Genomic DNA, 24,268 nt, shown 5'->3' on the forward strand with positions numbered 1-24,268 from the left:
CCACACCATGGGAAAAAAAGCACTGGTGATTGGCCTTGATGGAGTCCCGCATGGCCTGCTTGCCTCCATGATGCAACAAGGCGTCATGCCGTTTTTGCATGGCATTGCATCGGCCAATGCCTTCGGGGCCATGGAAGTCACCCTTCCGCCCATCTCTTCGGTCTCCTGGACGAGTTTTGCCACCGGCGAAGCGCCGTGCCATCACGGCATCTTCGGCTTCACGGATATCACCCGCGACCACGCCCTGGCCTTCCCGACGTTTCTCGATGTCAAGTGCCCGACGTTATTTGACAAGCTTGGCCAGACGGGCAGGCGATCCATCGTCATCAACCTCCCGGCCACGTACCCGGCGCGCGCATTTCCCGGCGTGCTGATCTCCGGATTCGTGGCGCCGGACCTGGCGCGGGCGGTGTTCCCGCCCGCACTGCTGCCACGGCTGCAGGCCATGAATTACCGCATTGATGTGGACCTGGCCGCAATCCGCGCCGACCCTGCCAAACTGTATCCGGAACTCCATGCCACCCTTGCCAGTCGCCGCACCATTGCCACAACCTTGCTGAAGGAAGAGGAATGGGACCTGTTCTTCCTGGTCATTACCGGCACGGACAGATTGCATCATTTCCACTTCGACCATTGGGCCGACGAAGGCAGCGACGCAAGACAATCATTCCTCGACTATTATACGGCCGTGGACAACGTGCTGCAAGAGCTCTGCACATCGTTCATCGCACGATCCGGCAACGATGAGCACATGATGATGTTCCTGTCCGATCACGGTTTCACCTCCCTGCAACAGGAGGTGTACTGCAATACCGTGCTCCAGGAATCCGGATACCTGCGGTTCCTGAACGACAACCCACGGATGATCTCGCATCTTGACCCTGCACAGACCAGGGCTTTTGCGCTTGATCCCGGCAGGATTTACCTCAATCGCACAGATCGCTTTGCCCGCGGCACGGTGTTGCCGGCCGATGTCCCGGCCCTGCGCGCGGAGATTGAAGCCGTTTTCCGCGCCCTGACCTTCGAGCACCAGCCCGTTTTCCAGGACGTCAAACGACGCGAGGACATTTATTCCGGCCCCTGCGCGCACCTTGCGCCGGATCTCGTGCTTGTGCCGCACCGGGGGTTCGATCCCAAGGGAGCCATTTCCAATGAAATTTTCAAACGCGGGACACTGACCGGCATGCATACCCATGACGACGCCTTCTGGATTGTCGCCAGTGCGCAGCCGTTCGCCCCCCCGCGGACGATACTGGACTGCAGCGCACTCCTTACCTCATTCTTCACTCAGGAACGGTGATGCAATGGACGCCACAACACGTGCCCAGCACTGGGCACTTTCCGTACAGGAAAAATGCAATCTTTCCAGGCAACATATCCTTGAAGCCATCGCCAACGCATCATCCCGTGTGGCCCTGGGCTGGACTGGCGGCAAGGACTCCACCACCATGCTCTGGCTCACGCGAATGGCATGTCAGGAAGCAAACCTGCCCATGCCCCAATGCGTGTACATTGACGACGGCGACGCATTCCCCGAGATTGATCAGTTCGTCAACACCATTGCAGCAGCCTGGGGAATTGATGTCGCCATTATCCGAAACGAGGACCTTCTATCGCGGCAGCCGCGCATTGGGGAAGGCATCGAAGTCGCCTCGCTATCCCAGGAGAACCAGCAACAGCTACTCAGCGTCGGACATACGGACCCCGTCTTCTTTTTCGAGCCCGAGTCCTTTGCCGGCAGCCATCTGACAAAGACAGTCCCGCTGCTGCACTATCTGAAGCAGCAGTTCATCTCGCATTTCCTTGTCGGCATCCGCTGGGATGAACAGGAACACCGCCTGGACGAAGACTACACCAGCAGTCGCGAGACCCCGCCGCACACCCGCGTGCATCCGATTCTGCATTTCACGGAACGCGACATCTGGAACACCATCCACGGCGAGCGGCTGCCCTTCTGCGAACTGTACCGGCTGGGCTACCGGTCTCTTGGGGCACGCTCCACCACGCGTCCCCTGGCCGCCATCCCGGCCTGGGAACAGGATCTGGAGCACACCTCGGAACGTGATGGCCGCGGTCAGGACAAGGAAGCAGTCATGGAACAGTTGCGGAGCCTGGGGTACATGTAGGGCGGCTGCTTATGGCGCCTTCATGGGCATCCACATCGCCACCCGCTTGCCCCGCACAAAATCCAGGGTGCCCAGCCACGTGCCATACATGCCGAGGCAGACGTACCACGCCGTGGAGGACAGTTTGACAAGCCGCCTGGGTGCCTTTGCCACCGTGTGCAGCAGGGGATGCAACACTGCCACGCCATAGCAGCACATCTGCAGCAGCAACACGGCAAGATACATCCCGGAAGAGAAGGAAAGCAGCAGCGACGAACACAACAGGCCCATCAACGCAACGGGCAGCATGCGGCGCAGCAGTTTGTTGATGAAGAGCCGCACGGAAAGCCAGCCAAAGGCAACGGGGTTGAACAGTTCCCTGGAGCGCCACAAGCCATGCAGGCCCCTGCACACGATGCGACGCCTTCGCGTGATTTCGTGGGCATCATCCCGTGAAGGCGTTGGCGCTGCGGCCACTGCGGCAGGCTCGTATTCGAAACGAAATCCACGGCGCAACACTGTCAGGCAATTGTACAGATCATCGGTGACGGCATCCGGAATCGGGACGAACACGGCGCGCCGCATGGCATACAGCTTGCCGTCGTTTGATGTCACGGCGCCGAGACGGGATTCCTGCGTCTTGAGCCAGGCGTCCAGCCGCCAGTACATCGCCTGCACGGCGCCTGTCCGCGTGTGTGCCCCGGCCACCACGCGCCTGCCGCCCACACCGCCGAGGGCAGGATCCGCAAAGCGGCGCGCCAGATGCTGCAATGCGCCGGCCTCCAGCCTGGCGTCCACATCGGAAAACACGAGCACGTCACCGTGCGCCCGGGCCACGGCCTCGTTGATGGCGGCAATTTTCCCGCCTCGCACGGCAGTTTCCAGGCATTGCACTGCCATGCCTGCAGCGCGCGCCTGCTCGGCCCAGGCGCGGCACTCCGCCATGGCGGCAGCATCCTCGCCGTCCGAGGCGTAGACGACCTCCACCAGCGGCGCGGGATAGTTCAGCTGCAGCACATTGGCCAGCTTGGCCTTCAGCAACGGTCCCGGTCGGTATGCCACCACGATGAGACTGAGCGACGGCAACGGCTGCCCGACTGCGGCTTCGGGACTGGGTCTGTGCCGCTGCAACAGGGTGGCCACGTAAATGCATAGCGGATTGCCCACCACCACAAGCAGCGGGATGGCCACAGCAATCCAAAAGACGATTTCAGCTGCGGTGCGAATCATCCTGCCCCTGCGCAATCTGGGTGTTCATGGCCTTGCACCGCTGCTGCACCACGCGCAACGCCACTGTGGACAAGGCCAACGCCAGCCAATAATAGTGTGAATACACCCGCGACAAGAGAAAAAAGTACGCCAGAATGGACACGAACGAGAGCCTGTATGCGGTGATCAACTGCGTCAATTGCGGGTCCTGCAACACCTTGGATTCTCGTATTGCGTTGGTGAAGTTTCGCCAGGCTATCACCAGAATACCCAGGAACAGCCCCAGCCCCACCGTACCCATCCCCACCGCCACTTCCAGATAGGTGTTGTGGGCATCGCGCTGGGCATCCAGCCGGGTTTTGCGCCCCCAGCCGCGGGTGAAGGCATACTCGGAAAATGAATAGGCTCTGTCATAGGTTCCGATGCCCGTTCCGATCACAGGATGCTCCCGCCAGGTCTCCCAGGCGAACAGCACATAAGAAAGCCTGGCGCTTACGGAAGAGTCCTGGGTGCTGATGGATTTTTGCCGCTCCCAATAGGTGTCCGGCACATATGCCGCAGCCCCGGCCACCACAAGGGCAAGACCAAGCCCCAGGAATCCGAGGTGCCGCGGCCGCAGCTTGCGGCCGTGTTCCAGGATCAGGGCCCCGAAGATGACCAGACTGACGACGAAGGCCCCGCGCGAATACGTCAGCACCAGTGCGCCGAGGTTGACGATGAACACCACCGCACCGCACACGCGCACCCACGAACGGGTGGCGTTAAAAAACCAGTGCGCCAGCAGCGGCATGCTGAACAGGACGAAGGAGGCATAGTGGTTGGGGTTGTAGGCCACGCCGACAAGGCGTTCGAAGTCCGTGTTCATGGTGAACAGGGTCAGGCCGAATGCGTAGGTGGTCACGGAGAGAAACGTGGAGATGCCGATGGAGAAGATCACCACCCGCGGCACAGTCCTGGTGAAGCCTTTTTCATCCACCAACGCCAGCGCCAGCCCGAACACCGTCACCGACGCCACCAGTTTGCGCAGATCCCCCCAGGCTTCATCAGGATATCGTGTCAGCAATGCAGAGATCAGGGCAGTCGCCAGGAACAAGCCGATCCAGCGCCACAAGTTGGAATGCAGCGCATAGCGCGAGCCGCGGGAAAAGACCATGTGCAGCGCCACCACCAGCACCATGGCCATGCCGGCAAACTTCGAGATGGTGATGGACGAATCTGGCCCTGCAAGGGCGCGCACAGCATCCCACGGCACCAGGAACAACACCACGTAAAAGGCGAGCTCCGGCTTGCGTCCCAGAATCAGCAGCAGAAGCAGTCCCACCCCAGGCAGCCAGGCATACATGTGCCAAGGCGAAACCATCATTCCCAGGGAAGCGACTCCGACAATGACTGCAATGATGGCCACCACGGGGCTAAGGAAGGGGCGCTGCGCTGTTGCATGCCTGGGAAACCCGTGCGTCTGAACGGTATCTGAGGACGATGAAAGCATGGACTCCTCCTGGCACGCGTCCACAGGCAGCCGCGCGGAAGCCGGAAAACACATTGCATACCGACTCGGACTGCTGCTTCTTGCATACCAGAGGGCCATGCCTGTGACAACTCGTTTCCAGCACGTTTGTGCCATCGCCTCCCGGATTGCGGGCCAGGAGTGTCTGCGGGCCGGCCGGCAGATGTTCCACCTTGCCAGGGATTACCGTTCCGTGGCATTTCATACCGAATGACTAAGGAGGATGCCATGCGCCCGTTGTCGTTGTTGCTGCTGCCTGTTGCCGTAAGCGCCGCCCTGCTTTTCGCCCTCAGCCCTGGTGCGGCACTGGCGCGCGCCGGCGCCGCGCTTGGCACGTGCCCGGAATTCATGGTGCCCCCCGTGGCGGTGCAAACCATCTGCACGCCTCAGGAATTCGAAGAACATACCTTCATCGACGCCGTGGTCACCAACGTTTCGGCCTCGCCCATCGCCGGCTACGGCATGGTGGTGGCCCTGTACGACGCCTCCGGCACCCTGCTTGTCAGCCACCGCGTGGAGCGCAAGGCGCGCAAGGGATTCCTTGCGCCGGGCGAGTCGCAGGACGAGCGCTTCATTGCCGTGGGGGTGCCGCCGGCGCATGTGGCCCGCATGGAAATCACCCCCCTCCCACGATAACAGGTCGAGGTGACGATGGCTGCTCGCGTCATCATTGTGGGCGCAGGCCTGGCCGGGCTGGCATGCGCCGTGACTCTGGCCCGTCAGGGCAGGCCGGTGCTGCTCCTGGAACGCGCTCCCGAGCCCGGCGGCCTGTGCCGGTCGTTTCTGCTGGATGATGTCCTGTTCGATTACGGCCCGCATGTGCTCTTCGAGGACCCCCAGGACGAAGGCGCCCTGCTGGCCAGGGCCGTGCTGGATCCGACGCGCTGCCTGCAACGGCCCTTCGCCTTTGCCATCCAGGCCCCTGTGTCCGAGGGCGGCCGGTGCTACGCCTTCCCCAACCACCGCGATGTCTTCTCGTATCCCTGGCGCTACAAGACCGGGATTCTCAAAGGACTGCTGGGCAAAAAGCCGCCCCTGCGCGGCGAGCCCTCGGCCCGCGACGAGCTGACGGCCAAGGGCGGAGACTGTTTTTACGAGGAGCTGTTCCGGCAATTTCTGACCAAAAAAACACTGCAGGACCCGCAGCACCTGCATGTCCACTGGCTGGCCCGGGTGGAACGCAGCGCCAGGCAGGATCTTGAGCCCCCGCCCCAGGTGGGGCACGTGCGGCGTGTGGTGGGCGCACTGCAACGCCTCAAACGGCCGTATTACTATCCCGCCGCCGGATTTCAGACCTATACGGACGCGCTCTTTCAGGAATTCAAGGCTCTTGGCGGCGAGGCCGTCTGCTCCTGCGGCCCGCTGCACCTTCAGCGTGGCGACGGCCGGGTGCAGGCTGTGACCGCCCTGGGCCAGACGCACGAGGCCTCCCATCTGGTCTGGACTGCGCCCCTGAATACCCTGAACCGGCTGCTCGGCGCGGGTGTCCCCACCCTGCCGGCCCTGGACATGGCGCTGGTCTGCCTGACGTTTGAAAGCCAGACGCCGCCGGCGCGCCCCTTCGTCTATGTCTATCATCCGGATCCGCGCATGGCCTGCAACCGGACGTACTACCCACACTCCATTTTCCGGGAGCGCTCCCCGGACGGCCGGGAGGGCATCTGCTTCGAATACACCATGACTCCCGAACTCTCCACCATGGACGATGCCGCCCTGCTGCGCACCGCTCTGGCCGATTCGCACCTGGCGGATCTGTACGACGCCTCCTCCCTGCGCGCCTCCCGGGTTGTCCGGCTGCCGCAGGCCCTGCCCGTCTATCCCCTGGATTATCAGCAGCAGCTTGCCGCAGCCCTGACCCCCGCGCGCTCGCTGCAAAACTGCCTCACCGTGGGCCGCCAGGGCGGGTTCCTGTTCTGCATGACCCCCACCGCCGCCAGCCAGGGCCTCAAGGCTGCCCGGGAGGTGTTGCGTCGCACATCATGATCGCACCCGTGCCGCCCGCCTCGGCGGCATTTTTTTTACACAATCGTTTCGACTTGGCGTTTGACATTCCCCGGCGCATCGGTGATAGGATAATCCGAGTTCCCAACACCTTGCGATGAGGATGTCATGGCCATAGCTACGTCCCGCATTCCCCCGCAGCTCTTTCGCGCCTGGACGGTGCGCGCCATTCGGCAGGGACTGGACCAGTCCCTCGCCGCCTTTGCCCACGTGCTGCCGACGGATCGCGCCGCCCCGGTGGTGCTCAAGCCCAACGCCAACGCAGCCATGAACGCCCTGACCGGCAACACCACGGATCTGCGCCTCCTGGCCGCCCTGCTGGGCTGGCTCCGGGATCAGGGATACACCAACCTCACCGTGGCCGAGGGCACCAACTCCGGCTTTTACCGCAACAAGATCGGCGTGGCCACGCGGCTGCGCATGGATGCCCTGGCCGCCCGCTTCGGCGCCCGGTTCGTGGACTGCAACTTCGACGAGGCCGTGGACGTGCCCTTTGAAGACGGCATTGTGGCCCAGGTCTCCCGCACCTGCGCCCAGGCGGCGCTGCTCATCAACCTGCCCAAGCTCAAGACGCATTTCGAGGCCGGCATGAGCGTCTGCCTCAAAAATCTCATGGGCTGCCTGGTCGGTCAGGAAAACAAGAAGAAGACGCATCAAGCCTTGGCGGCCAACATCATCCGCCTGAACGAAGGCCTTGCCCCCGGGCTGCACATTGTGGATGCCCTGGTGGCCATGGAAGGGCTGGGCCCCACCCGCGGTACCCCCTTGCGGCTGGCTGCGGTGCTGGTGGGTGAGGATCCGTTGGTCATCGACATGGCCTGCGCCCGCCTGGCCGGGTTCCGGTACGACGAGATCCGCCCCCTGCGTCAGGCCGAGGCCCGCGGGCTGCTCACGCCTGCGCGCAAGGCCCAGGCCGAGGCCGTGGACGTATCCGGCGTGGCCCGGTCCTTTGCGCCGCCCAAGGCCGGCCCCATCGCCACGTTCATCCATCACCCGTCACGGCAGAAGTACTTCCTGGCCATCCGCAACACGCCGCTCTTCACCCGGCTGGCGGCCACGGAATGGTTCGGCGAATTGCTGTTCAAGACCGGCCTTCGGCAGGACAAGTTCCTGCATCAGGAAATGCGGCTGGATCGGCTGGAACCCACGGCAGCCTGCGATGGCTGTCCGGACCCGAGGCCCTGCGTGGCGTTGTGCCCCCTGGGGCACGACCCGCGCGCCCTGCACGCCGGCACCTCCCGTCTGCCGGACGCCTGCCTGGGCTGCCTGTATTGCTACGCTGCCTGCCCCCGCGCCGGCCTGGCCTTCCATGGGGAACAGGGCTATTTTGCAGAACAATGCCGGCAATATGATGCGCATTTGCGATGCCTGGCGGCAAGGAGCGAGTCATGATCCCTTTTCCCTGGCCTTCCTTCCCCGCCCTGGTGGCCGAATACGCCGCGCGCACACCGCAGCGGCCGGCAGTGTTCCACCCCCTGCGGACCATGACCTATGCCGAGCTGGCCCAGGAAGCGGCAGCCGCGGCGCATCTGCTGCAGGACATGGGCGTGCGGCACGGGGATCGCGTGGGATGCCTGGTGCGCAAGACGCCCGAGGCCATCGCCGCGTATCTGGGCATTCAGGCGCTCGGCGCCATCTTTTTTCCCCTGGACGCCAACCAGCCCCCGGCCGTGCTGCGGGATCTGCTCACCCGCCTGAGCCCGCGCGCCGTGGTGCTGTGCGCCTCCCATGCCGGCCTGTGGGACACCCTGGGCGCGCCGCACCTGCCACGGCTGGTGCTGCCGCATCCGGATCACGAATTGCCCACGCCCCACACCGCGCCGTGCTGCCGGTTCTGGACCGAGCTGGAGGGCGTGCGCCTGCCCATGCCCTTGCCCCCTGATGACGACGATACCCCCGTGTACATGAACTTCACCTCCGGCTCCACCGGCCGGCCCAAGGGCGCCCTGACCACCCTGGGCAACATCCACTGGAATTCTCTGGCCTCGGTGGAACACTTCCGCATGACCGGGGATGACGTGCACCTGTGCATGATGCCGTCCTTCGTCCATCCGCATGAACTCTTTGCCCGTCCCCTGGCCCAGGGCGGCGCACTGGCCCTCATGGACGGCATCGATCCCCGCACCATTGTGGACACCATCCGCCGGTTCAATGTCACCTGCTTCATGGCCGTGGCCGCCATCTATGAAACCCTGATCCGCCAGCACGAACACGCACCCTTCGACCTGGAAAGCCTGCGCGTGGCAGAGAGCGGCGGCATGCACGTGCCGGCGGCGCTTTCCCGCGAGTTTCGCAACCGCCTCGGCGTCCGCCTGCTGCCGGTGTGGGGATCCACGGAAACCACGGGCATTGCCATGGCCACGCCCCTGGAGGAGGACCCGTCCTTTCCCGCCGGTGCGACGGGCCGGCCGCTGCCGCAGTATCTGGTGGAAATCCTGGACGAACACGGCGAGCCCGTCCGGGATGGGGCAGTGGGCGAACTGCACGTCTCCGGCCCCGGCGTGTGCCGGGAATACTACCACATGCCGTTGGAATCAGCGGAAAGTTTCGTCATCCGACCGGACGGTACGGCCCGGTTCCGCACGCGCGATCTTGTCTCGCGCACGCCGGACGGCGCCGTGATGTTTCACAGCCGCATGCAAGGCATGCTCAAGGTGGCGGGGATGAAGGTCTACCCCACCCGCATCGAAGAACTGTTGCACGAACACCCCGCCGTGGCCCAGGCCGTGGTGGTGCGCATGCACGATCCGCTGCGCGGGGAGGCTCCCCGCGCGGTGGTGGCCCTGCGTCCCGGCCAGGAGGCCACTCCCAGGGAACTGTGGCGCTGGCTGGAAGCCCGGCTGCATCGTTTCGCCCTGCCCCGGGTCATCGACATCGTGGATGCCATCCCCAAGACCCCGGGCGGCAAAATTGCGTGGAAGGAGCTTTGATCATGACCCATTCCCCAGCCAATCCCAGCCGTCCGGTGGTCGCCATTGCCCGCGCCGCGCAGGTGGGCGAGTCGCCAGCGGCCTACACCGACGCCAGCCTCAATGTCATCCGGCAGCTCACCGCCGAGGTGCTCTCCCTGGCCACGGACCTGCCGGGCATGGTCCGCGGCAAGACCGTGCTGGTCAAACCCAATCTCGTGCGTCCCAATCCCAAAAATCCCTTTGCCGTGGTGACGGACGAACGCGTGCTCTTTGCCCTGGTGGAGCTGCTCAAGGACGCCGGCGCCCGGGAAATCTGGATTGGTGACAATCCCGGCTACGGCCTGCCCCTGGCCGAGGCCCTGGCCCAGCTGGGCGAGTTCAAGGCCCGCCTGGCCGGCTATGGCGCACGGCTGCGCTTCTTCGATGAAGAGGAGCAGGTGGTGGTGGACAACCCCGAGGCCACCATCTTCAGCCCCATGATCCTGCCCAAAAGCCTGCTGGATGCCGATGTCTACATCAATCTGCCCAAGATGAAGACCCACATGCATGCCCTGGTGACGCTGGGCATCAAGAACCAGTACGGCCTGATCCTGGACGATCAGCGCATGTTCTTCCACCGCAACGACCTGCACGTGAAGATGGTGGACATCCTGCGCAAGGTCCGCCCGCAGCTGACCCTGGTGGATGGCATCATCGCCGCCCAGGGCCAGGCCCCGCTGTCCGGCAGCGTGGTGCCGGACATGAACACCCTGGTGGCCGGCGAGGATATCGTGGCTGTGGACACCGTGGCCACCAGCGTCATGGGCATCCACCCCATGGAAGTGGCCATGCTGCGCCTGTGCCGGCAGGAAGGCCTTGGCGAGACGGACGTGAACAACATTGACGTGCGCGGCCGCAGCATCGAGGAGGTGCGCCGTCAGTTCACCCGGCCGGTCATCAGCCCCCAGGGGGCCTATGACGAAGTGCAATGCATCGAGGGTGGGGCCTGCAACGGCTGCCTCTCGGCCCTGCGCCATTCCCTGGACAAGCTGGCCGGCGAAGGCCTGCTGGCGGGCAATCCCATCCAGTCCGTCTACGTGGGCAAGCCCATGCCGGACATGGTCAACCTCAAAAAGCTGCGCGGCCCGCTGTGGTGCTTCGGCTCCTGCGCGGCGGACCTCATCTTCTCCCAGGCGGAGCGCAAGCCCCTGTCCCGGTTCATCCCGGGCTGCCCGCCGCACATCCTGGAATTCTACAAGGCATACAAGCAATGCATGGCCGAGGAGGCGCAGTCATGACCCCTGAATCCGCCCTGCACGAATTGCGCGCCCGCATGGGTGCCGTGAACCTGCGTCTCCTGGAGTCCCTGCTGGAATACTATCAGGTGGCGCGGATGATCGGCCAGGAGAAGGACCGCCTGCACCTGCCGCACTTCGACGCCCGCCGCGAGGCCGAAATGCTCGGCGAGATCCTGGAGGCCAACGCCGCCTCCCCTGCCCGACTGCCCGATGACATGCTGGCCCGCATCTTCAAGGAAATTTTCAAGAATTCCACCGAATTCATGGGGGTGCAGCAACGCAAGACCCTGCGCGTGCACCGCAATTCCGGCGCCGGGGATCACGTCATCACGCTGCCCCACGGCCGCATCGGCGGCGGAGAGGCGGCCATCATCGCCGGGCCGTGCTCCGTGGAGGGCCGCGACCAGCTCTACAAGACCGCCAAACCCCTGCGCGATGCCGGGGTGCGCTTTCTGCGCGGCGGCGCGTTCAAGCCGCGCTCCTCGCCGTACAGTTTTCAGGGGCTGGAGGAAGAGGGCCTCATCCTCTTGCGCGAGGTGGCGGACGAGCTGGGCATGGACGTGGTCACCGAGGTCTTGAGCGTCAAGGATGTGGAACTCGTGGCCCGGTACGCCGACGTGCTCCAGGTGGGCACGCGGAACATGGCCAACTTCTCCCTGCTCAAGGTCCTTGGTTCCCTGCACAAGCCCATCCTGCTCAAGCGCGGCATGTGCGCCACCATGGAGGAAGCCATTCTGGCGGCGGAATACATCGCCAGCGGCGGCAACAATGACATCATGCTCTGCGAACGCGGCATCCGCACCTTCGAAACCTGGACCCGCAACACCCTGGATCTGGCCGCCGTGGCCCTCTTCAAACAGGAAACCACCCTGCCCGTGGTGGTGGATGTGAGCCATGCCCTGGGACGCAAGGACCTGGTGGCCCGCATGGCCTTTGCCGCCCTGGCCGCCGGGGCCGATGCGGTGATGTTCGAGTGCCACTGCCATCCCGCGGCCGCCCTGTCCGACGCCGATCAGCAGCTGGACATGGAACAGGCCGTGGCGCTGGTCCGCCATATCCGCGACTGCGACGCCTGCATTCCTTCTTCCATGAAATAGCATCAAGTGCTTTTGAAAAGAGTCCTCGGGGGAAAACCTTTCTGAAGAAAGGTTCTTCCCCCGAACCCCCTTTCCAAAGACTTTTGGGAGGCTGCATGCATCGTCTCGACGTCGTCTTGCCCGCCGGGCCCTATGCCGTGGAAATCGCCCCGGGCCTGCTCGATTCCCTGGGCGAGCGCCTGCTGCCCCTGCGGCGGCAGGCCTGGGCCGTGATTGCCGACACCACCGTGGCCAGCCTCTACGGGCAGCGCCTGCTGACCTCCCTGGAACGCGCCGGGCTCCCCTGCCGGCTCATCACCTTCCCCGGTGGCGAACAGCACAAGGCCCTGGCCACGGTGGAGGCCCTTTCCCGTCAGCTTCTGGAATCCGGTCTGGCGCGGGACGGCGGGATTGCAGCCCTGGGCGGCGGCCTCGTGGGCGACGTGGCCGGCCTGACCGCGGCCCTGTACATGCGGGGCATCCCCTATGTGCAGGTCCCCACCACCCTGCTGGCCATGATCGACGCCAGCGTGGGCGGCAAAACCGCCGTCAATCTTGGTGCAGTCAAAAACTGCATCGGCCGCTTCCACCAGCCGGCCCACGTCTGCATTGATCCGGACGTCCTGCACACCCTGCCCGGTGACGAATTTGCCTCCGGCCTGGGCGAGCTGGCCAAGTATGCGATGATGGACAAGGCGTTTTATGGATGGGTGGAAAAGGAAATATCGGGGGAAATAGTTTCCCCCGAACCCCCTTGTTCGGGTGCGGCTGGTGCTGGTTCGCGGGCGAACCAGCACCAGCCGCACCTCAAGCGGGGTCCAGGGGGGTCAGCCCCCTGGTCTCCCGCCTGCCTGTCCGCCTCCATCGCGCACTGCGTGGGCATCAAGGCCGGCGTGGTGGCCCGGGACGAACTGGAATCCGGCGAGCGCATGTTGCTGAATTACGGGCACACCTTTGCCCACGGGCTGGAGACGGTGCTGCAGTTTTCCCGGCCGCATGGCTGGTGCGTGGCCCAGGGCATGCGCCTGGCTGCGCAACTGGCCGTGCGGTTGGGATTGTGCGATGCCTCCCTCCCAAATCAGCAAGACGCCCTGCTCCACCGGCTGGGACTGCTTGACCCGTTCCCCGCCATCGCCCCCAAGGCCTTGCTGGACGCCATGCAGACGGATAAAAAAAAGCAGGCCGGCGGCCTGACCTTCATCCTGCCGCGGGCCATCGGACAGCTGGAGGTGGTGCGCAACATCCCGGACGAGGACGTGCTGCACGCCATCGCGCTCGGGTAAGTTATCTTTGAAAGAAGCTCTCGGGGGAAAACCTTTCTACAGAAAGGTTCTTCCCCCGAACCCCCTTTCCAAAGACTNAAAAGGTTTCCCCTCTCGCAGTGTCCTTTTTCAACATTAAAATGCGCTATTGCAACGGTGAGGCGGCGTCCCCATCACGACATCATCCATTCATTCATCAAGGACATGACCATGCACAGGTTTCGCGCGTTCTGCCTGGCGGTTGCGCTGGGGCTTTCTCTCGTGGCGGCTGTGGCCGCCCAGGCGCAAGCCCTGACCGCCGCCACCGTGGAAGGCTTCATCCGCAGCATCCAGGAAATCCAACCGCTGTACGAACAGTCCGGCTCACAACAGGACATCAACAAGGACACCGTGGATGCCGACGACAAGAACTGGAACATCCGGGACTGGCTGGCCCAGGCCGCCCTGGAGCCCAGGGTGCTGGCCATCCTGAAGAAGCACGGGTTCCAGGACCAGACCCAGTGGGCTGACGTGGCCACCAGGGTGATGCAGGCCTATACCACCATCCGGCTGGGGGCCGAAGGTCTCAACGCCAGGGCGCAGATGCAGGCCGGCCTGGCCGAGCTGGAACAGCAGCCCGGCCTGAGCGCGGAGCAAAAGGCCATGCTCCGCCAGCAGATGCAGCAAGGCATGCAGCAGATGGATCAGATGCTGGAAGAAGCGCCCAAGGCCGACCAGGACGCCGTGCGCCCGTTCATGACCCAACTGGACGCCGTGTTTGAGGTGGAAGAGTAAGCGCCCGCCGTTCTGCCAGGCAGAGTAGTGTTGCGGCAAGGCTGTTGCGAGAGGGGAAAGGAAAACTTTTTCCAAGAGGGGAGACGCGCTCTCCCCTTCCAAAACATTAACCGCATCCTGGAATCAGGATAAAAAATTCTTTTCAAAAACAACATACTTTCATCCAAAAAACACCCCCCGCCACGCAGTGCGCAGCGGGGGGTGTAATATCGCCCTTCCCGTAAAAAGTCTTTGGGGAGGGGGGCCAGCTCGGAACGGACGGGAACTCCTTTCTACAGAAAGGGGTTCCCCCGATTGGCCGTCTTGTACTCTTAGTACATGCCGCCCATGCCGCCCATGCCGCCGGGCATGGCGGGGGCTTCCTTCTTGGGTTCGGGCTTTTCAGCGATGGCAGCTTCGGTGGTCAGCAGCAGGGACGCCACGGAGGAGGCGTTCTGCAGGGCGATGCGGGTGACCTTTTTGGGGTCGATGACGCCTTCGGCGATCAGGTCCACATATTCGCAGGAAGCGGCGTTGTAGCCGTAGCCGTCGGTGCCGCCCATGACCTTTTCCAGCACGATGGCGCCTTCGACGCCGGCGTTGGAGGCGATCATGCGCAGGGGCTCCTGCACGGCGCGGCGGATGATGTTCACGCCGGCCTGTTCATCGTCGTCCAGGGCAACCACATCGGCCAGCACCTTGGAGCAGCGCACCAGGGCCACGCCGCCGCCGGGGACGATGCCTTCTTCCACCGCCGCGCGGGTGGCGTTCAGGGCGTCTTCCACGCGGGCTTTCTTTTCTTTCATTTCAGTTTCGGTCGCGGCGCCAACGTTGATCACCGCCACGCCGCCGACGATCTTGGCCAGGCGTTCCTGGAGCTTTTCGCGATCGTAGTCGGAGGTGGTTTCATCGATCTGGGCGCGGATCTGCTTGATGCGGGCCTTGATGGCGTCGGATTCGCCGTAGCCATCCACGATGGTGGTGTTTTCCTTGTCGATGACAACGCGCTTGGCGCGGCCCAGGTCTTCCAGGGTCACGTTTTCAAGCTTCTTGCCCATTTCTTCGGCAGCCAGGGTACCGCCGGTGAGCACGGCGATGTCTTCCAGCATGGCCTTGCGGCGTTCGCCGAAGCCGGGGGCCTTGACGGCCGTCACCTGCAGGGTGCCGCGCAGCTTGTTCACCACCAGCGTGGCCAGGGCTTCGCCTTCCACGTCTTCAGCGATGATCAGCAGGGGCTTGGCCATCTTGGCCACCTGTTCCAGCACGGGGAGCATGTCCTTCATGCTGGAGATCTTCTTGTCATGGACGAGGATAAGGGGCTCGTCCATTTCACAGACCATCTTTTCGGGGTCGGTGATGAAGTAGGGGGAGAGGTAGCCGCGGTCGAACTGCATGCCTTCCACCACGTCCAGGGTGGTTTCCAGGCCCTTGGCTTCCTCAACGGTGATCACGCCTTCCTTGCCCACCTTGTTCATGGCTTCGGCAATGATGTTGCCGATGGTGGGGTCGTTGTTGGCGGAAATGGAGCCGACCTGGGCAATTTCCTTCTGGTCGCGGGTGGGCTTGGCAAAGGAGCCCAGCTCGGCCACGATGGCAGCCACGGCCTTGTCGATGCCGCGCTTGATGGCCATGGGATTGCGGCCGGCGGCCACGAGCTTCACACCTTCATTGAAGATGGACTGGGCCAGAATGGTGGCGGTGGTGGTGCCGTCGCCGGCGATGTCGGAAGTCTTGGAGGCCACTTCCTTGACCATCTGGGCGCCCATGTTCTCGAACTTGTCTTCCAGTTCGATTTCCTTGGCTACGGTCACGCCGTCCTTGGTGATGATGGGGGAGCCGAAGGACTTCTCAATCACCACGTTGCGGCCCTTGGGGCCGAGGGTCACTTTGACGGCGTTGGCGAGCTTGTCCACACCGCGCTGCAGGCGTTCACGGGCATGGGTATCGAACAGAATTTCTTTGGCAGCCATTGAAGCGTGCTCCTTGAAAGTATGAGAATCAGTGGGAAATGATCAAGAATTCAGCAGGAATGCTCTTGCCAGGGCAAGGGCTAGTCCTCGATGATGGCCAGGATGTCGTCCTCGCGCATCACGAGGAGCTCCACGCCATCAACCTTGATTTCGGTGCCGGCGTACTTGTTGAAGAGGATGATGTCGCCCTTCTTGACGCTCATCTTGATGTGGTCGCCGTCGTCGTCGGTCTTGCCGGGACCGGCTGCGATCACTTCGCCGCGCATGGGCTTTTCCTTGGCCGTGTCAGGAATGATGATTCCGCCCTTGGTGGTTTCTTCGCCTTCCAGACGCTTGACCAGGACGCGGTCGTGCAACGGCTTCAACTTCATGGATGACTCCTTTCAACAGAGTAATGTGATAGTGGAATATGCGGCGCCATGTTGTTGGCACTCACACGCGGTGAGTGCTAACGCCGACTCAGCCCTTTTAACCACCTCACCAGCTTTGGCAAGGGGCGGACGAAATTTTTTTCAACTTTCTTTCCTCCTCCGTGCCAATTTCTTTTACCTCCCCCGGCCTTTTCATTTATCGCCCCCTTTGCTACTGCTCCCTGAACACACGACAATTCACCCACTGCCCGGGCCTTGGCTATGCTTGCGGATTTCAGTTTACTCGATTGCATTCTTGCCGGACTCTGCGCCCTCTTTCTGGTGCGCGGCCTCATGCGCGGCCTGCTGGCCGAGGTGGCCGGCCTGGCTGGCGTGGTGCTGGGCGTATGGGCCGCCACGCACTACCAGGCCCGGGTTTTCGACGTGCTGCGCGATCTCATTCAGAGCGAAGGCTGGGCCCGCATTGCGGCGTATCTGGCGGTATTCATTGCGGCCTACATGGCGGTGGGAATCACGGCGCGGGTGCTGCGCAAACTGCTGGATCTGGCCTTTGCCGGCTGGCTGGACAACCTGGGCGGCGGCCTGGCCGGGCTCACCAAGGGCACGGTGCTGGCGCTCATCGTCTTTTTTCTGGCAGATACATTCGTGCCGCAGTCCAACTTTGTGCAATCGTCCCGGCTGGCGCCGCATGCCCGGGAGTATGCCGGCGTGCTCAAAACCTTGCTGGTCAACCTCAAGGATGCCGCCCTGCCTTACGCCCCCCTGCCGAATCAACTGCCGGGCCAGTTTTCAGAGCAATTTTCCCGGCAGGGCAACACCGCACCGGGTCAGAACCAGACCCTGCCGCAACGGCAGCCGCTCCCGCCTTCGCGCCCGCTGCCTTCGACGCCGCAACAACAAGGATAAGCACCCATCATGGACGCCTTCGACAACCTGCGCCAGGTCATCGCCCGGCTGCTGGGCCCTGGCGGCTGCCCCTGGGACCAGGAACAGACCCCGCCTTCCCTGTGCGATCATCTGATCGAGGAATCGTACGAACTGGTGGACGCCATCCGCGCCGGCAGTGCGGACGACGCCCGCGAGGAACTGGGGGACCTCTTCTTCCTGCTCTGCTTCATCGGGGCCTGTTACGAGAAGCAGCAGGATTTCACCCTGGAGGACTCCCTGCAGGGCATTGCCGCCAAGATGATCCGCCGCCATCCCCATGTGTTCGGGGATACGGAAGTCCGCACCCAGGAAGAGCTGCTGCGCAACTGGGAGCGCATCAAACGCGCGGAAAAAACAACCGAACACGGCCCGGCCGGCCTGTACGATTCCCTGCCTCCCGGCCTGCCGCCCCTGCTCAAGGCCTACCGGTTGCACGCCAAGGCCAGCCGCATTGGCTTCACCTGGCCGGACACCGCCGCCGTGGAAGCCAAACTGCAGGAGGAATGGTCGGAATTTCGCCAGGCTGTGGACCAGCAGGACGCCGCAGCCATGGAGCAGGAATTCGGCGACTACCTGTACACCCTGGTGGAATTGGGCCGCCGCCACGGCATCAAGGCCAACGCCGCCCTGGATCTGGCCAATCAGCGGTTCCTGCGCCGGTTTCAGGCCATGGAGACCCTGGCCCGGGAACGCGGTCTGGCCCTGGACGCCCTCTCCCTGGCAGAGCAGGATGCGTTATGGAACGAAATCAAAACGCTGGAATAATCGCTCGCCTGCGTTGCGGCGTTCTGACACTCGCCATCGCACTCTCCCTTGCACTTGGCGCAGCGGTCCCGGCCGTTGCCCAGCCGCAGGACATCACCGCCATCGTCATCGAGCGCACCCAGGCGGATGAGCTGCTGGCCGGCGTGTGCCAGCAATTCTGCCTGGGCAACCAACGGCAGGGATCCATCCGGTATGTCACCGCTGCGCCACGGCCCGACGGGCAGGTGACCATCGAAGCCGCCGTGGCCCTGCGCTCTGCAGACAACAATCCCTATCTCCCCTTCGACCGCACCGTGGTGGTGGCCGGGCATGGGGTGCTGGATCTGGGCACCTGCCGCTTCACCGTGGGCATGGCCCGGGTGGAGCAGGATTTCCAGGGCATGTTTCAGGAACTGCTGCGGCAGTACGGCCACTTTGCCGGCTGGCAGTACGACATCCCGGACTGCCGCACCGTGCTGACGCCGTAATGGCGAACAAGGACGTTGCATCACCATAAAAGTGAAACCTTTCCCCCAAGCCCCCTTCTTGGAAAGAACAGAAAGGTGTTCCCCCGAGAGTTCTTGTTACGGAGACTGTTGTCTAGTGTCCGCCCGGACCGCCGGTGTAGGCCAGCAGGCGTTCTTCCGCAGGATGCTTGCCCATGAAGCGCACCGTGCCGGATTCCAGCACGTACATGGCGCCCTGCACGGAGAGTTTGCCTTCCTGCACCAAGTGGCGGACGATGGGGCTGCCCTTGAAGATGTCGTCGATGACCTGCCAGACGTTTTCCTCAATGGCGGCGGCCACCACGGCGTTCATTTCCTGACCGGCCATGGCTGCCTTGACGCGTTCCGCCACGGGCACGATGGGGGCCACGAGCTGCGGGATGTTGCCGCCCACCTGCTCGCCCTTGACCACGGCCGTCACCGCGCCGCACTGGGTATGGCCCAGCACCACCAGCAAGGGGGTGCCCAGGTGCTCCACGCCGTATTCAATGGTGCCGATTTCGTCCACGGCCGCCACGTTGCCGGCCACGCGCACGGAAAAGACATCGCCGATCCCACGGTCAAAGAGGATTTCCGCCGGCACGCGGGAGTCCGCACAGGACAACACCGTCACAAAGGGGTGCTGCCCGTTGAGGGACGTTCCCTTGCGGCGGTCTTCCCGTTGATTGGGATGGATGACGTCCCCGCGCACAAAGCGGGCGTTGCCGTCCACCAGCAGCGCCATGGCCTGCTCGGCCGTGACGCCCGGGCCTTCGGACAACGCCGAGGCGACAAAGGGCATGGCCACCAGGGCCAACACCAACATCCACATACGCAACGACTTGGACATATGACCTCCCCCAAAACATTGGGCTGGGGTTGATGAACGTATGCGCGTGCGTCTCCCTCCTGGTGTGACGCCCCCGAAATAAGGCGATGTTTCCATCATCTTATTTCGGGGAGGACCGTCCGCCAAAATGCGCGGATTTTGGCGGACTCACGGAGCCTGCGGCTCCGGGGCCGCCTTGCGGGCGGCCCAGTGTTGCGTCTTTCATATATGGACATATTTTGAGGACGCAACACTAGAGCAAGTTATCTTTGAAAGGAATTCTCGGGGGAAAACCTTTCTGAAGAAAGGTTCTTCCCCCCTTTCGAGAGAGGCCCCCTTTCCAAAGACTGTTTATGGTGATTCAAGGTCACTATGAAAGTTTTGGAAGGGGAGCGCGAGAGAGGGGAGAACCTTTTGCAAAAAGGTTTCCTCTCTCGCAATGTCCTTTTTCAAAAGTAAAATGCCCTAGCGCCGCAGGCAGGCCGCCGCCTGCGCCTGCAACTGTGCAAAAACTTCCTCCACATCCAGGTCGGATGTATCCACAATGATGGCGTCTTCGGCGGGCTTGAGGGGCGAGATGGGGCGGGTGCGGTCCTGCTCGTCCCGAATGCGCAGGGCCTCCACCAACTCTTCCAGCGGCTGCGGCGTCTGGCCCAGGCTGAGGAGTTGATGGTACCGACGCAGGGCGCGGACTTCGGGGCGGGCATCCAGGAAAAACTTGCAGGCCGCCTGCGTAAAGACCACGGACCCCATGTCCCGCCCCTCGGCCACCAACGATTTGGCGCTGCCCATCTGACGCTGGGCTGTCACCAGACACTGCCGCACCACGGGCAACCGGGCCACCAGGGAGGCCCAACGGCCAACCTCTTCGCTGCGCAGTTCGTCGCCCAGGGCAAAGCCGTCCATGGCCAGGGCGGTTTCCTCGCCGCTGCCATGCAGGGAGAAGCACAGCCGGGAGAGCCGTTCCGCAATCTCCGCCTCGGGCAGCTCCCAGCCGTTTTCCCCCAGGGACATGGCCACGGCGCGGTACATGGCGCCAGTATCCAGAAACGCCACCCCCAGGGCAGCCGCCAGACGGCGGGCCAGGGTGGTCTTGCCCACGCCGGCGGGGCCGTCCAGGGTGATGACGGCCGGCATGTTATGATCTGTTCCCAAGCACTGCCTCCAGGGCGTCCAAGAAGACGGCGTTTTCTTCCGCCGTGCCCACGCTCACGCGCAGGGCATCCGGCAGGTTGTAGCTTTCCAGGGGGCGGATGATGACGCCGCGCGCCAGCAAGGCCTCAAACACCTGCCGCGCGGTGAGCGCGCAGCCGGCCGGCAGTCGGAAAAGCAGGAAATTCGCCAGGGAAGGCTGCACATTGCAGCCCAGGGCGGTCAGGCCGGCAGTCAACTGCTCGCGTCCTTCCGCCACCACGCGCACGGTTTCGGCATAAAAAACATCGTCCTCCAGGGCGGCCAGGCCGGCTTCCTCTGCCAGCAGATTCACGCTGAAGGGCAGCCGCACGCGCATCAGCGCATCGGCCAGCCAGGGATGCATGACCCCATACCCCAGACGCAGCCCGGCCAGACCGTAGCATTTGGAGAACGTGCGCAGCACCACCACATTCGGGTACTTCTGCAAATGCGGCAGCATGCTGTAGGTTTCCACGGGCAGGGCAAAGTCCACGTAGGCTTCATCCACCACCACAATGCAGGAATGCGGCAGCGACTCCACAAACTGGCAAATGGCCTGCGCCGGCACGGCATGGCCGGAGGGATTGTCCGGATTGGTCACAAACGCCAGGGCCGTCTGCGGCGTGGCCAGACTGGCCAACTGCTCGAAGGGAAAACTGAAATCCGGATTCAGGGGCACCTGCCGCGCCGCCACGCCTTGCAGGGCGCTCTGCAGGGTATAGATGCTGAAACAGGGCGAGAAGGCCAGAAAATGCTCACTTTCCGGCCGGGCGCGGACGCGGATGAGCAGGTCGATGATTTCATCGGACCCGTTGCCAGGGACGATCATCTCCGGTGTCACGCCCAGCTTGGCCGCGATGGCCTTGCGCAGCCGGGGCGTGCCCGCCTGGGGATAGCGGAACGCAGAGCCGGCGCTTTCCCGCACGCGGCGCATGACCACTGGCGAGGCGCCCAGCGGGTTCTCGTTGCTGGCGAGCTTGATGACTTGCGCAAGCCCATGGCGTTCCATGATTTCTGCAATGGACAAGCCGGGGACATACGCGGAAAAGGCCTGCACCTGCGGGCGCAGGGTTTGCTGCAGGCAGGCGGACTCGGGGCTGGAACTGGCGGAAGAAGTTTGTGTCATGACGGCCGGGTGCGCTAAAGGGTGCAGAATGCAGAATGCATACCGTCTCCCCGCGCCGCAGGCAAGAGGGCGGGGGCGGTTTCTGCACCGTGCCTCGCCCGCCCCGGCCACCACGCCATGCGCTTGTGCGCGCGTCGAAACTATGCCGCCGTGGGCCGGATGGTCAGCACCGGGATGGACGAGCTCTTGACCACCTTTTCCGCCACCGAGCCGAACAGGATGAGATCAATACCCTTGCGGCCATGGGTGCCCATGATGATCATATCTGCCTTCTCTTCCTCGGCGGCATTGAGGATTTCCTCGGCGGCATACCCGGTCACCACCTTGCCCCGCACCGGGGCGTCGCCAAAATGCTCCTTGAGAAAATCATCCATGGTTTTCTCCGCCCCGGCCACGATTTCTCCCACAAACGAATCAATGGAATTGGGCGGCACATGGAACCCCACATACTGCGCCAAGGACGGCGCGGCGTACAACGCCACAATCTCGGCCTGAAACTGGCCGGCGATGGTCTTGGCGTAATCCGCCACCTTGGGGCTAATTTCGGAAAAATCCAGCGCGCAAAGCACTTTCTTGATGGTTGCCATACTGTCCCTCCTCAAGGGTCTTGCCGTGCCTGATCGGAAGCACGGACACCGTTGTTTTGCCAGAGCAGCGCGGTATTAGACAACTGCTTTCTTCTGCAGTAGCCTTGCTTTGCGTTGATGATGGCGGCAAAAATTTCCTCAGGCGAAATACGTCAACACGCTGAAATATTTATATATGCCTAAACAAGGCCACCATGGCAGGCTCCTTGCATAATTCGTCTAAAACACCGCCCCGAGGTGCAGCATGAAGATCAAATCAGAATATCTGGAAGCCTTGCGGCAAGAGGACGTGCAACGCGCCCGGCAGACGTCTGGAACAGGGACGTTCGACGATGTGCTGGCCATGGAATCGGCCAAAAAAGACACTGCCTGCGTTGCGCAAGAGACCCCCGGCACAAAATCCCTGATGGCTCCTCCCCTCCTTGCCGGCGTTGACTGCGCTGAAACGGCCACGGAGGATGCGGCGGAGGAAACTCCTCTTACAGGGCGCACGGTCATGGAACACCTCGACTCCGTTCTGGACCAACTGGAATCCTACGCCTCCACCTTGAAGGGGGACCCCGCACAGGGTGGACTTCGGAATGCGTATGGCGTGCTGGAAGGAATCTCCACACAGGTGGATCAGCTCAAGCAGTCGCTCCCCGATCTGCCTGAAGGAAACGCCGCCTTGCAGTCCGTGGTTGATGAACTGGAGATCCTTGCCGTCACGGAACGCTTCAAGTTCAACCGCGGCGATTATCTGTAGAGAGCGGCCCCAGACAGCAGAGGCTCCCTGCGGACGAAACAGGGCCGGCATGACAGTCGGCCCTGCGCGGTGTCATGCATCCACGGCATCCGACGCATCCACCCAGGCCAGCGGCGCATGCCGTGCGCCGGCCGGGTCCAATGTCGAGTGCCAAAGCACAATCCGTTCCACCAGGGCCGGCGGCCACGCCATCGCAGCCAGTTGCTGCGGCAAAATCTGCCAGGGGTCGTCCTGCCGGGGTGCTGCATCCCTGACCCGAAACAGGGTGGCGTGTGCGACGAAAGCCCGTGACTCCGCAGGGAATCCCAGCGGGGTCAGCAGGCTGGCCAGATCCTGCGCACACCGGGCCAGCCGGTCTGTCCCTTCTCCGAATCCAAGCCAGCCCACGCGCGGCTGCCGCGCCTCGGGAAAATAGCCTCCCCCTTCCACGTGCAGGGCAAATCGGGGAAACTGCAGGCGGGCAAGGGCCGTTGCAATGGACGGCACTCGCCCCGGATCCACGTTGCCCAGAAATTGCAACGTCACATGCCAGGTTTCGGGCCGGGTCCAGTGCAGGCGCGTGGCAAAGCGCGGCGTCCAGTGCCGGATCAGGGTCTCCAGCGTCTGCTTCCAGGCCTCGGGCAAGGGCACGCCAATGAAGCAGCGCATGGCTCATCCCGCCTGAGAAGCCAGCCTCTCCGCCAGGCCGGCAAGGGTTGCCTCCACCGCGGCCAGACGCACCGCAGTGCGATCGCCGGAAAACAAAAACCGTTGTGCGGTAAGATCTTGCCCAACGCTCCAGGCAATCCAGACCGTGCCCACCGGCTTGCCCGGGGTGCCGCCAGTGGGGCCAGCCACGCCGGAAATGGCCACCGCAGCCTCGGTGCGCAGCAACGCCCGCACCCCCAGGGCCATCTGCTCCACGCACGGCCCGCTCACCGCGCCGTGTGCACGCAGCACCGACGGCTCCACCCGCAGCACATGCTCCTTGATGCTGTTGTCATAGGCCACCACAGCGCCGGTAAACCACGCCGAACTGCCGGAAAAAGCCGTGCAGCAGGCGGCCACAAGACCTCCAGTGCAGCTCTCTGCCGTGGCCAATCGCCAGCCGCGCCCACGCAATTGCGCGGCCAAAGCCTCAATGATCCGATCTGTTGCAGGAGAACACAGACACTGTTGCATCGTCTATCTCCACAAAAAAAGTGATCGATCCTGAAACAAGGCAGATAC

Annotated in this window: 24 protein-coding genes; 14 read left to right on the forward strand and 10 right to left on the reverse strand. The window is 63.3% G+C overall.

Annotation, left to right across the window (positions count from 1 at the left end; all coding sequences use genetic code 11):
* Nucleotides 1-7 precede the first annotated feature (7 nt).
* Entirely contained in the window at nucleotides 8-1,300 is a 1,293-nt protein-coding gene (locus DGI_RS13920) for an alkaline phosphatase family protein (protein ID WP_034607923.1), read from the forward strand.
* Nucleotides 1,301-1,304: 4 nt separating this feature from the next.
* Complete coding sequence (locus DGI_RS13925) at nucleotides 1,305-2,126, forward strand: phosphoadenosine phosphosulfate reductase family protein (RefSeq protein ID WP_021761796.1); 822 nt, start codon at nucleotides 1,305-1,307, stop codon at nucleotides 2,124-2,126.
* Nucleotides 2,127-2,135: 9 nt separating this feature from the next.
* Here DGI_RS13925 and DGI_RS13930 read toward each other — a convergent pair whose 3' ends face one another.
* Complete coding sequence (locus tag DGI_RS13930; protein ID WP_027193269.1) at nucleotides 2,136-3,335, reverse strand: glycosyltransferase; 1,200 nt, start codon at nucleotides 3,333-3,335, stop codon at nucleotides 2,136-2,138.
* A complete protein-coding gene (locus DGI_RS13935; RefSeq protein ID WP_158407338.1) occupies nucleotides 3,316-4,677 on the reverse strand; it encodes an O-antigen ligase family protein in 1,362 nt (453 codons plus the stop codon). The genes DGI_RS13930 and DGI_RS13935 overlap by 20 nt, the downstream gene beginning before the upstream one ends.
* Nucleotides 4,678-5,049: 372 nt before the next feature.
* Here DGI_RS13935 and DGI_RS13940 point away from each other — a divergent pair, with 372 nt between their 5' ends.
* The 8 genes from DGI_RS13940 (at nucleotide 5,050) to DGI_RS13975 (ending at nucleotide 14,123) form a co-directional block, all read left to right on the forward strand.
* Entirely contained in the window at nucleotides 5,050-5,457 is a 408-nt protein-coding gene (locus DGI_RS13940) for a hypothetical protein (RefSeq protein ID WP_021761801.1), read from the forward strand.
* A 15-nt stretch (nucleotides 5,458-5,472) separates the two neighbouring features.
* The gene (locus DGI_RS13945) at nucleotides 5,473-6,804 is read left to right on the forward strand and encodes a protoporphyrinogen/coproporphyrinogen oxidase (protein WP_021761803.1); all 1,332 of its coding nucleotides are present in this window, start codon (nucleotides 5,473-5,475) and stop codon (nucleotides 6,802-6,804) included.
* Between the two features lie 126 nt (nucleotides 6,805-6,930).
* The gene (locus DGI_RS13950; RefSeq protein ID WP_021761805.1) at nucleotides 6,931-8,214 is read left to right on the forward strand and encodes a DUF362 domain-containing protein; all 1,284 of its coding nucleotides are present in this window, start codon (nucleotides 6,931-6,933) and stop codon (nucleotides 8,212-8,214) included.
* Complete coding sequence (locus tag DGI_RS13955; protein WP_051286643.1) at nucleotides 8,211-9,752, forward strand: class I adenylate-forming enzyme family protein; 1,542 nt, start codon at nucleotides 8,211-8,213, stop codon at nucleotides 9,750-9,752. The genes DGI_RS13950 and DGI_RS13955 overlap by 4 nt, the downstream gene beginning before the upstream one ends.
* Nucleotides 9,753-9,754: 2 nt before the next feature.
* On the forward strand, nucleotides 9,755-11,011 hold the full coding sequence (locus tag DGI_RS13960) for a DUF362 domain-containing protein (protein WP_021761809.1): 1,257 nt from the start codon (nucleotides 9,755-9,757) through the stop codon (nucleotides 11,009-11,011).
* Nucleotides 11,008-12,108 carry a bifunctional 3-deoxy-7-phosphoheptulonate synthase/chorismate mutase gene (locus DGI_RS13965; RefSeq protein WP_021761811.1) on the forward strand — a complete coding sequence of 367 codons (1,101 nt, stop codon included), beginning with the start codon at nucleotides 11,008-11,010 and terminating at the stop codon, nucleotides 12,106-12,108. The genes DGI_RS13960 and DGI_RS13965 overlap by 4 nt, the downstream gene beginning before the upstream one ends.
* 95 nt (nucleotides 12,109-12,203) lie before the next feature.
* Nucleotides 12,204-13,370, forward strand: a complete 1,167-nt coding sequence (aroB, locus tag DGI_RS13970; RefSeq protein ID WP_021761814.1) for a 3-dehydroquinate synthase — start codon at nucleotides 12,204-12,206, stop codon at nucleotides 13,368-13,370.
* 189 nt (nucleotides 13,371-13,559) lie between these two features.
* On the forward strand, nucleotides 13,560-14,123 hold the full coding sequence (locus DGI_RS13975; RefSeq protein ID WP_144284201.1) for a hypothetical protein: 564 nt from the start codon (nucleotides 13,560-13,562) through the stop codon (nucleotides 14,121-14,123).
* A 311-nt stretch (nucleotides 14,124-14,434) separates the two neighbouring features.
* Here the strand turns inward: DGI_RS13975 and groL are convergent, their stop codons facing one another.
* Nucleotides 14,435-16,072: a chaperonin GroEL gene (gene groL, locus DGI_RS13980; RefSeq protein WP_021761816.1), complete on the reverse strand. Its 1,638-nt coding sequence runs from the start codon at nucleotides 16,070-16,072 to the stop codon at nucleotides 14,435-14,437.
* 80 nt (nucleotides 16,073-16,152) lie between these two features.
* Complete coding sequence (groES, locus tag DGI_RS13985; protein ID WP_021761817.1) at nucleotides 16,153-16,443, reverse strand: co-chaperone GroES; 291 nt, start codon at nucleotides 16,441-16,443, stop codon at nucleotides 16,153-16,155.
* Nucleotides 16,444-16,704: 261 nt separating this feature from the next.
* Between groES and DGI_RS13990 the strand changes: the two genes are divergently transcribed.
* Genes DGI_RS13990 through DGI_RS14000 form a run of 3 tightly spaced genes read left to right on the forward strand, consistent with a single transcriptional unit; the run spans nucleotide 16,705 to nucleotide 18,602 of the window.
* Complete coding sequence (locus DGI_RS13990) at nucleotides 16,705-17,349, forward strand: CvpA family protein (protein ID WP_021761818.1); 645 nt, start codon at nucleotides 16,705-16,707, stop codon at nucleotides 17,347-17,349.
* A 9-nt stretch (nucleotides 17,350-17,358) separates the two neighbouring features.
* Entirely contained in the window at nucleotides 17,359-18,135 is a 777-nt protein-coding gene (mazG, locus tag DGI_RS13995) for a nucleoside triphosphate pyrophosphohydrolase (RefSeq protein ID WP_021761819.1), read from the forward strand.
* Complete coding sequence (locus DGI_RS14000) at nucleotides 18,108-18,602, forward strand: hypothetical protein (RefSeq protein WP_021761820.1); 495 nt, start codon at nucleotides 18,108-18,110, stop codon at nucleotides 18,600-18,602. The genes mazG and DGI_RS14000 overlap by 28 nt, the downstream gene beginning before the upstream one ends.
* Nucleotides 18,603-18,714: 112 nt before the next feature.
* Here DGI_RS14000 and DGI_RS14005 read toward each other — a convergent pair whose 3' ends face one another.
* From DGI_RS14005 to DGI_RS14020, 4 genes are all read right to left on the reverse strand, one after another.
* On the reverse strand, nucleotides 18,715-19,449 hold the full coding sequence (locus DGI_RS14005) for a carbonic anhydrase (RefSeq protein WP_021761821.1): 735 nt from the start codon (nucleotides 19,447-19,449) through the stop codon (nucleotides 18,715-18,717).
* A 444-nt stretch (nucleotides 19,450-19,893) separates the two neighbouring features.
* On the reverse strand, nucleotides 19,894-20,565 hold the full coding sequence (gene cmk / locus DGI_RS14010; protein WP_021761822.1) for a (d)CMP kinase: 672 nt from the start codon (nucleotides 20,563-20,565) through the stop codon (nucleotides 19,894-19,896).
* 1 nt (nucleotide 20,566) lies between these two features.
* A complete protein-coding gene (gene hisC, locus DGI_RS14015) occupies nucleotides 20,567-21,727 on the reverse strand; it encodes a histidinol-phosphate transaminase (RefSeq protein WP_021761823.1) in 1,161 nt (386 codons plus the stop codon).
* Between the two features lie 140 nt (nucleotides 21,728-21,867).
* Nucleotides 21,868-22,314 (reverse strand): universal stress protein, encoded by a 447-nt coding sequence (locus DGI_RS14020; RefSeq protein WP_021761824.1) that lies wholly within the window; start codon nucleotides 22,312-22,314, stop codon nucleotides 21,868-21,870.
* A gap of 244 nt (nucleotides 22,315-22,558) precedes the next feature.
* Here DGI_RS14020 and DGI_RS14025 point away from each other — a divergent pair, with 244 nt between their 5' ends.
* Complete coding sequence (locus tag DGI_RS14025) at nucleotides 22,559-23,059, forward strand: hypothetical protein (RefSeq protein ID WP_021761825.1); 501 nt, start codon at nucleotides 22,559-22,561, stop codon at nucleotides 23,057-23,059.
* A 72-nt stretch (nucleotides 23,060-23,131) separates the two neighbouring features.
* On the opposite strand, the gene thpR is transcribed toward DGI_RS14025, so the two are convergent.
* A complete protein-coding gene (thpR, locus tag DGI_RS14030; protein WP_021761826.1) occupies nucleotides 23,132-23,707 on the reverse strand; it encodes an RNA 2',3'-cyclic phosphodiesterase in 576 nt (191 codons plus the stop codon).
* 3 nt (nucleotides 23,708-23,710) lie between these two features.
* Nucleotides 23,711-24,220, reverse strand: a complete 510-nt coding sequence (locus DGI_RS14035) for a CinA family protein (RefSeq protein WP_021761827.1) — start codon at nucleotides 24,218-24,220, stop codon at nucleotides 23,711-23,713.
* Between the last annotated feature and the right edge of the window lie 48 nt (nucleotides 24,221-24,268).

It is taken from the genome of Megalodesulfovibrio gigas DSM 1382 = ATCC 19364 (assembly GCF_000468495.1).
Classification (GTDB): Bacteria; Desulfobacterota; Desulfovibrionia; order Desulfovibrionales; family Desulfovibrionaceae; genus Megalodesulfovibrio; species Megalodesulfovibrio gigas.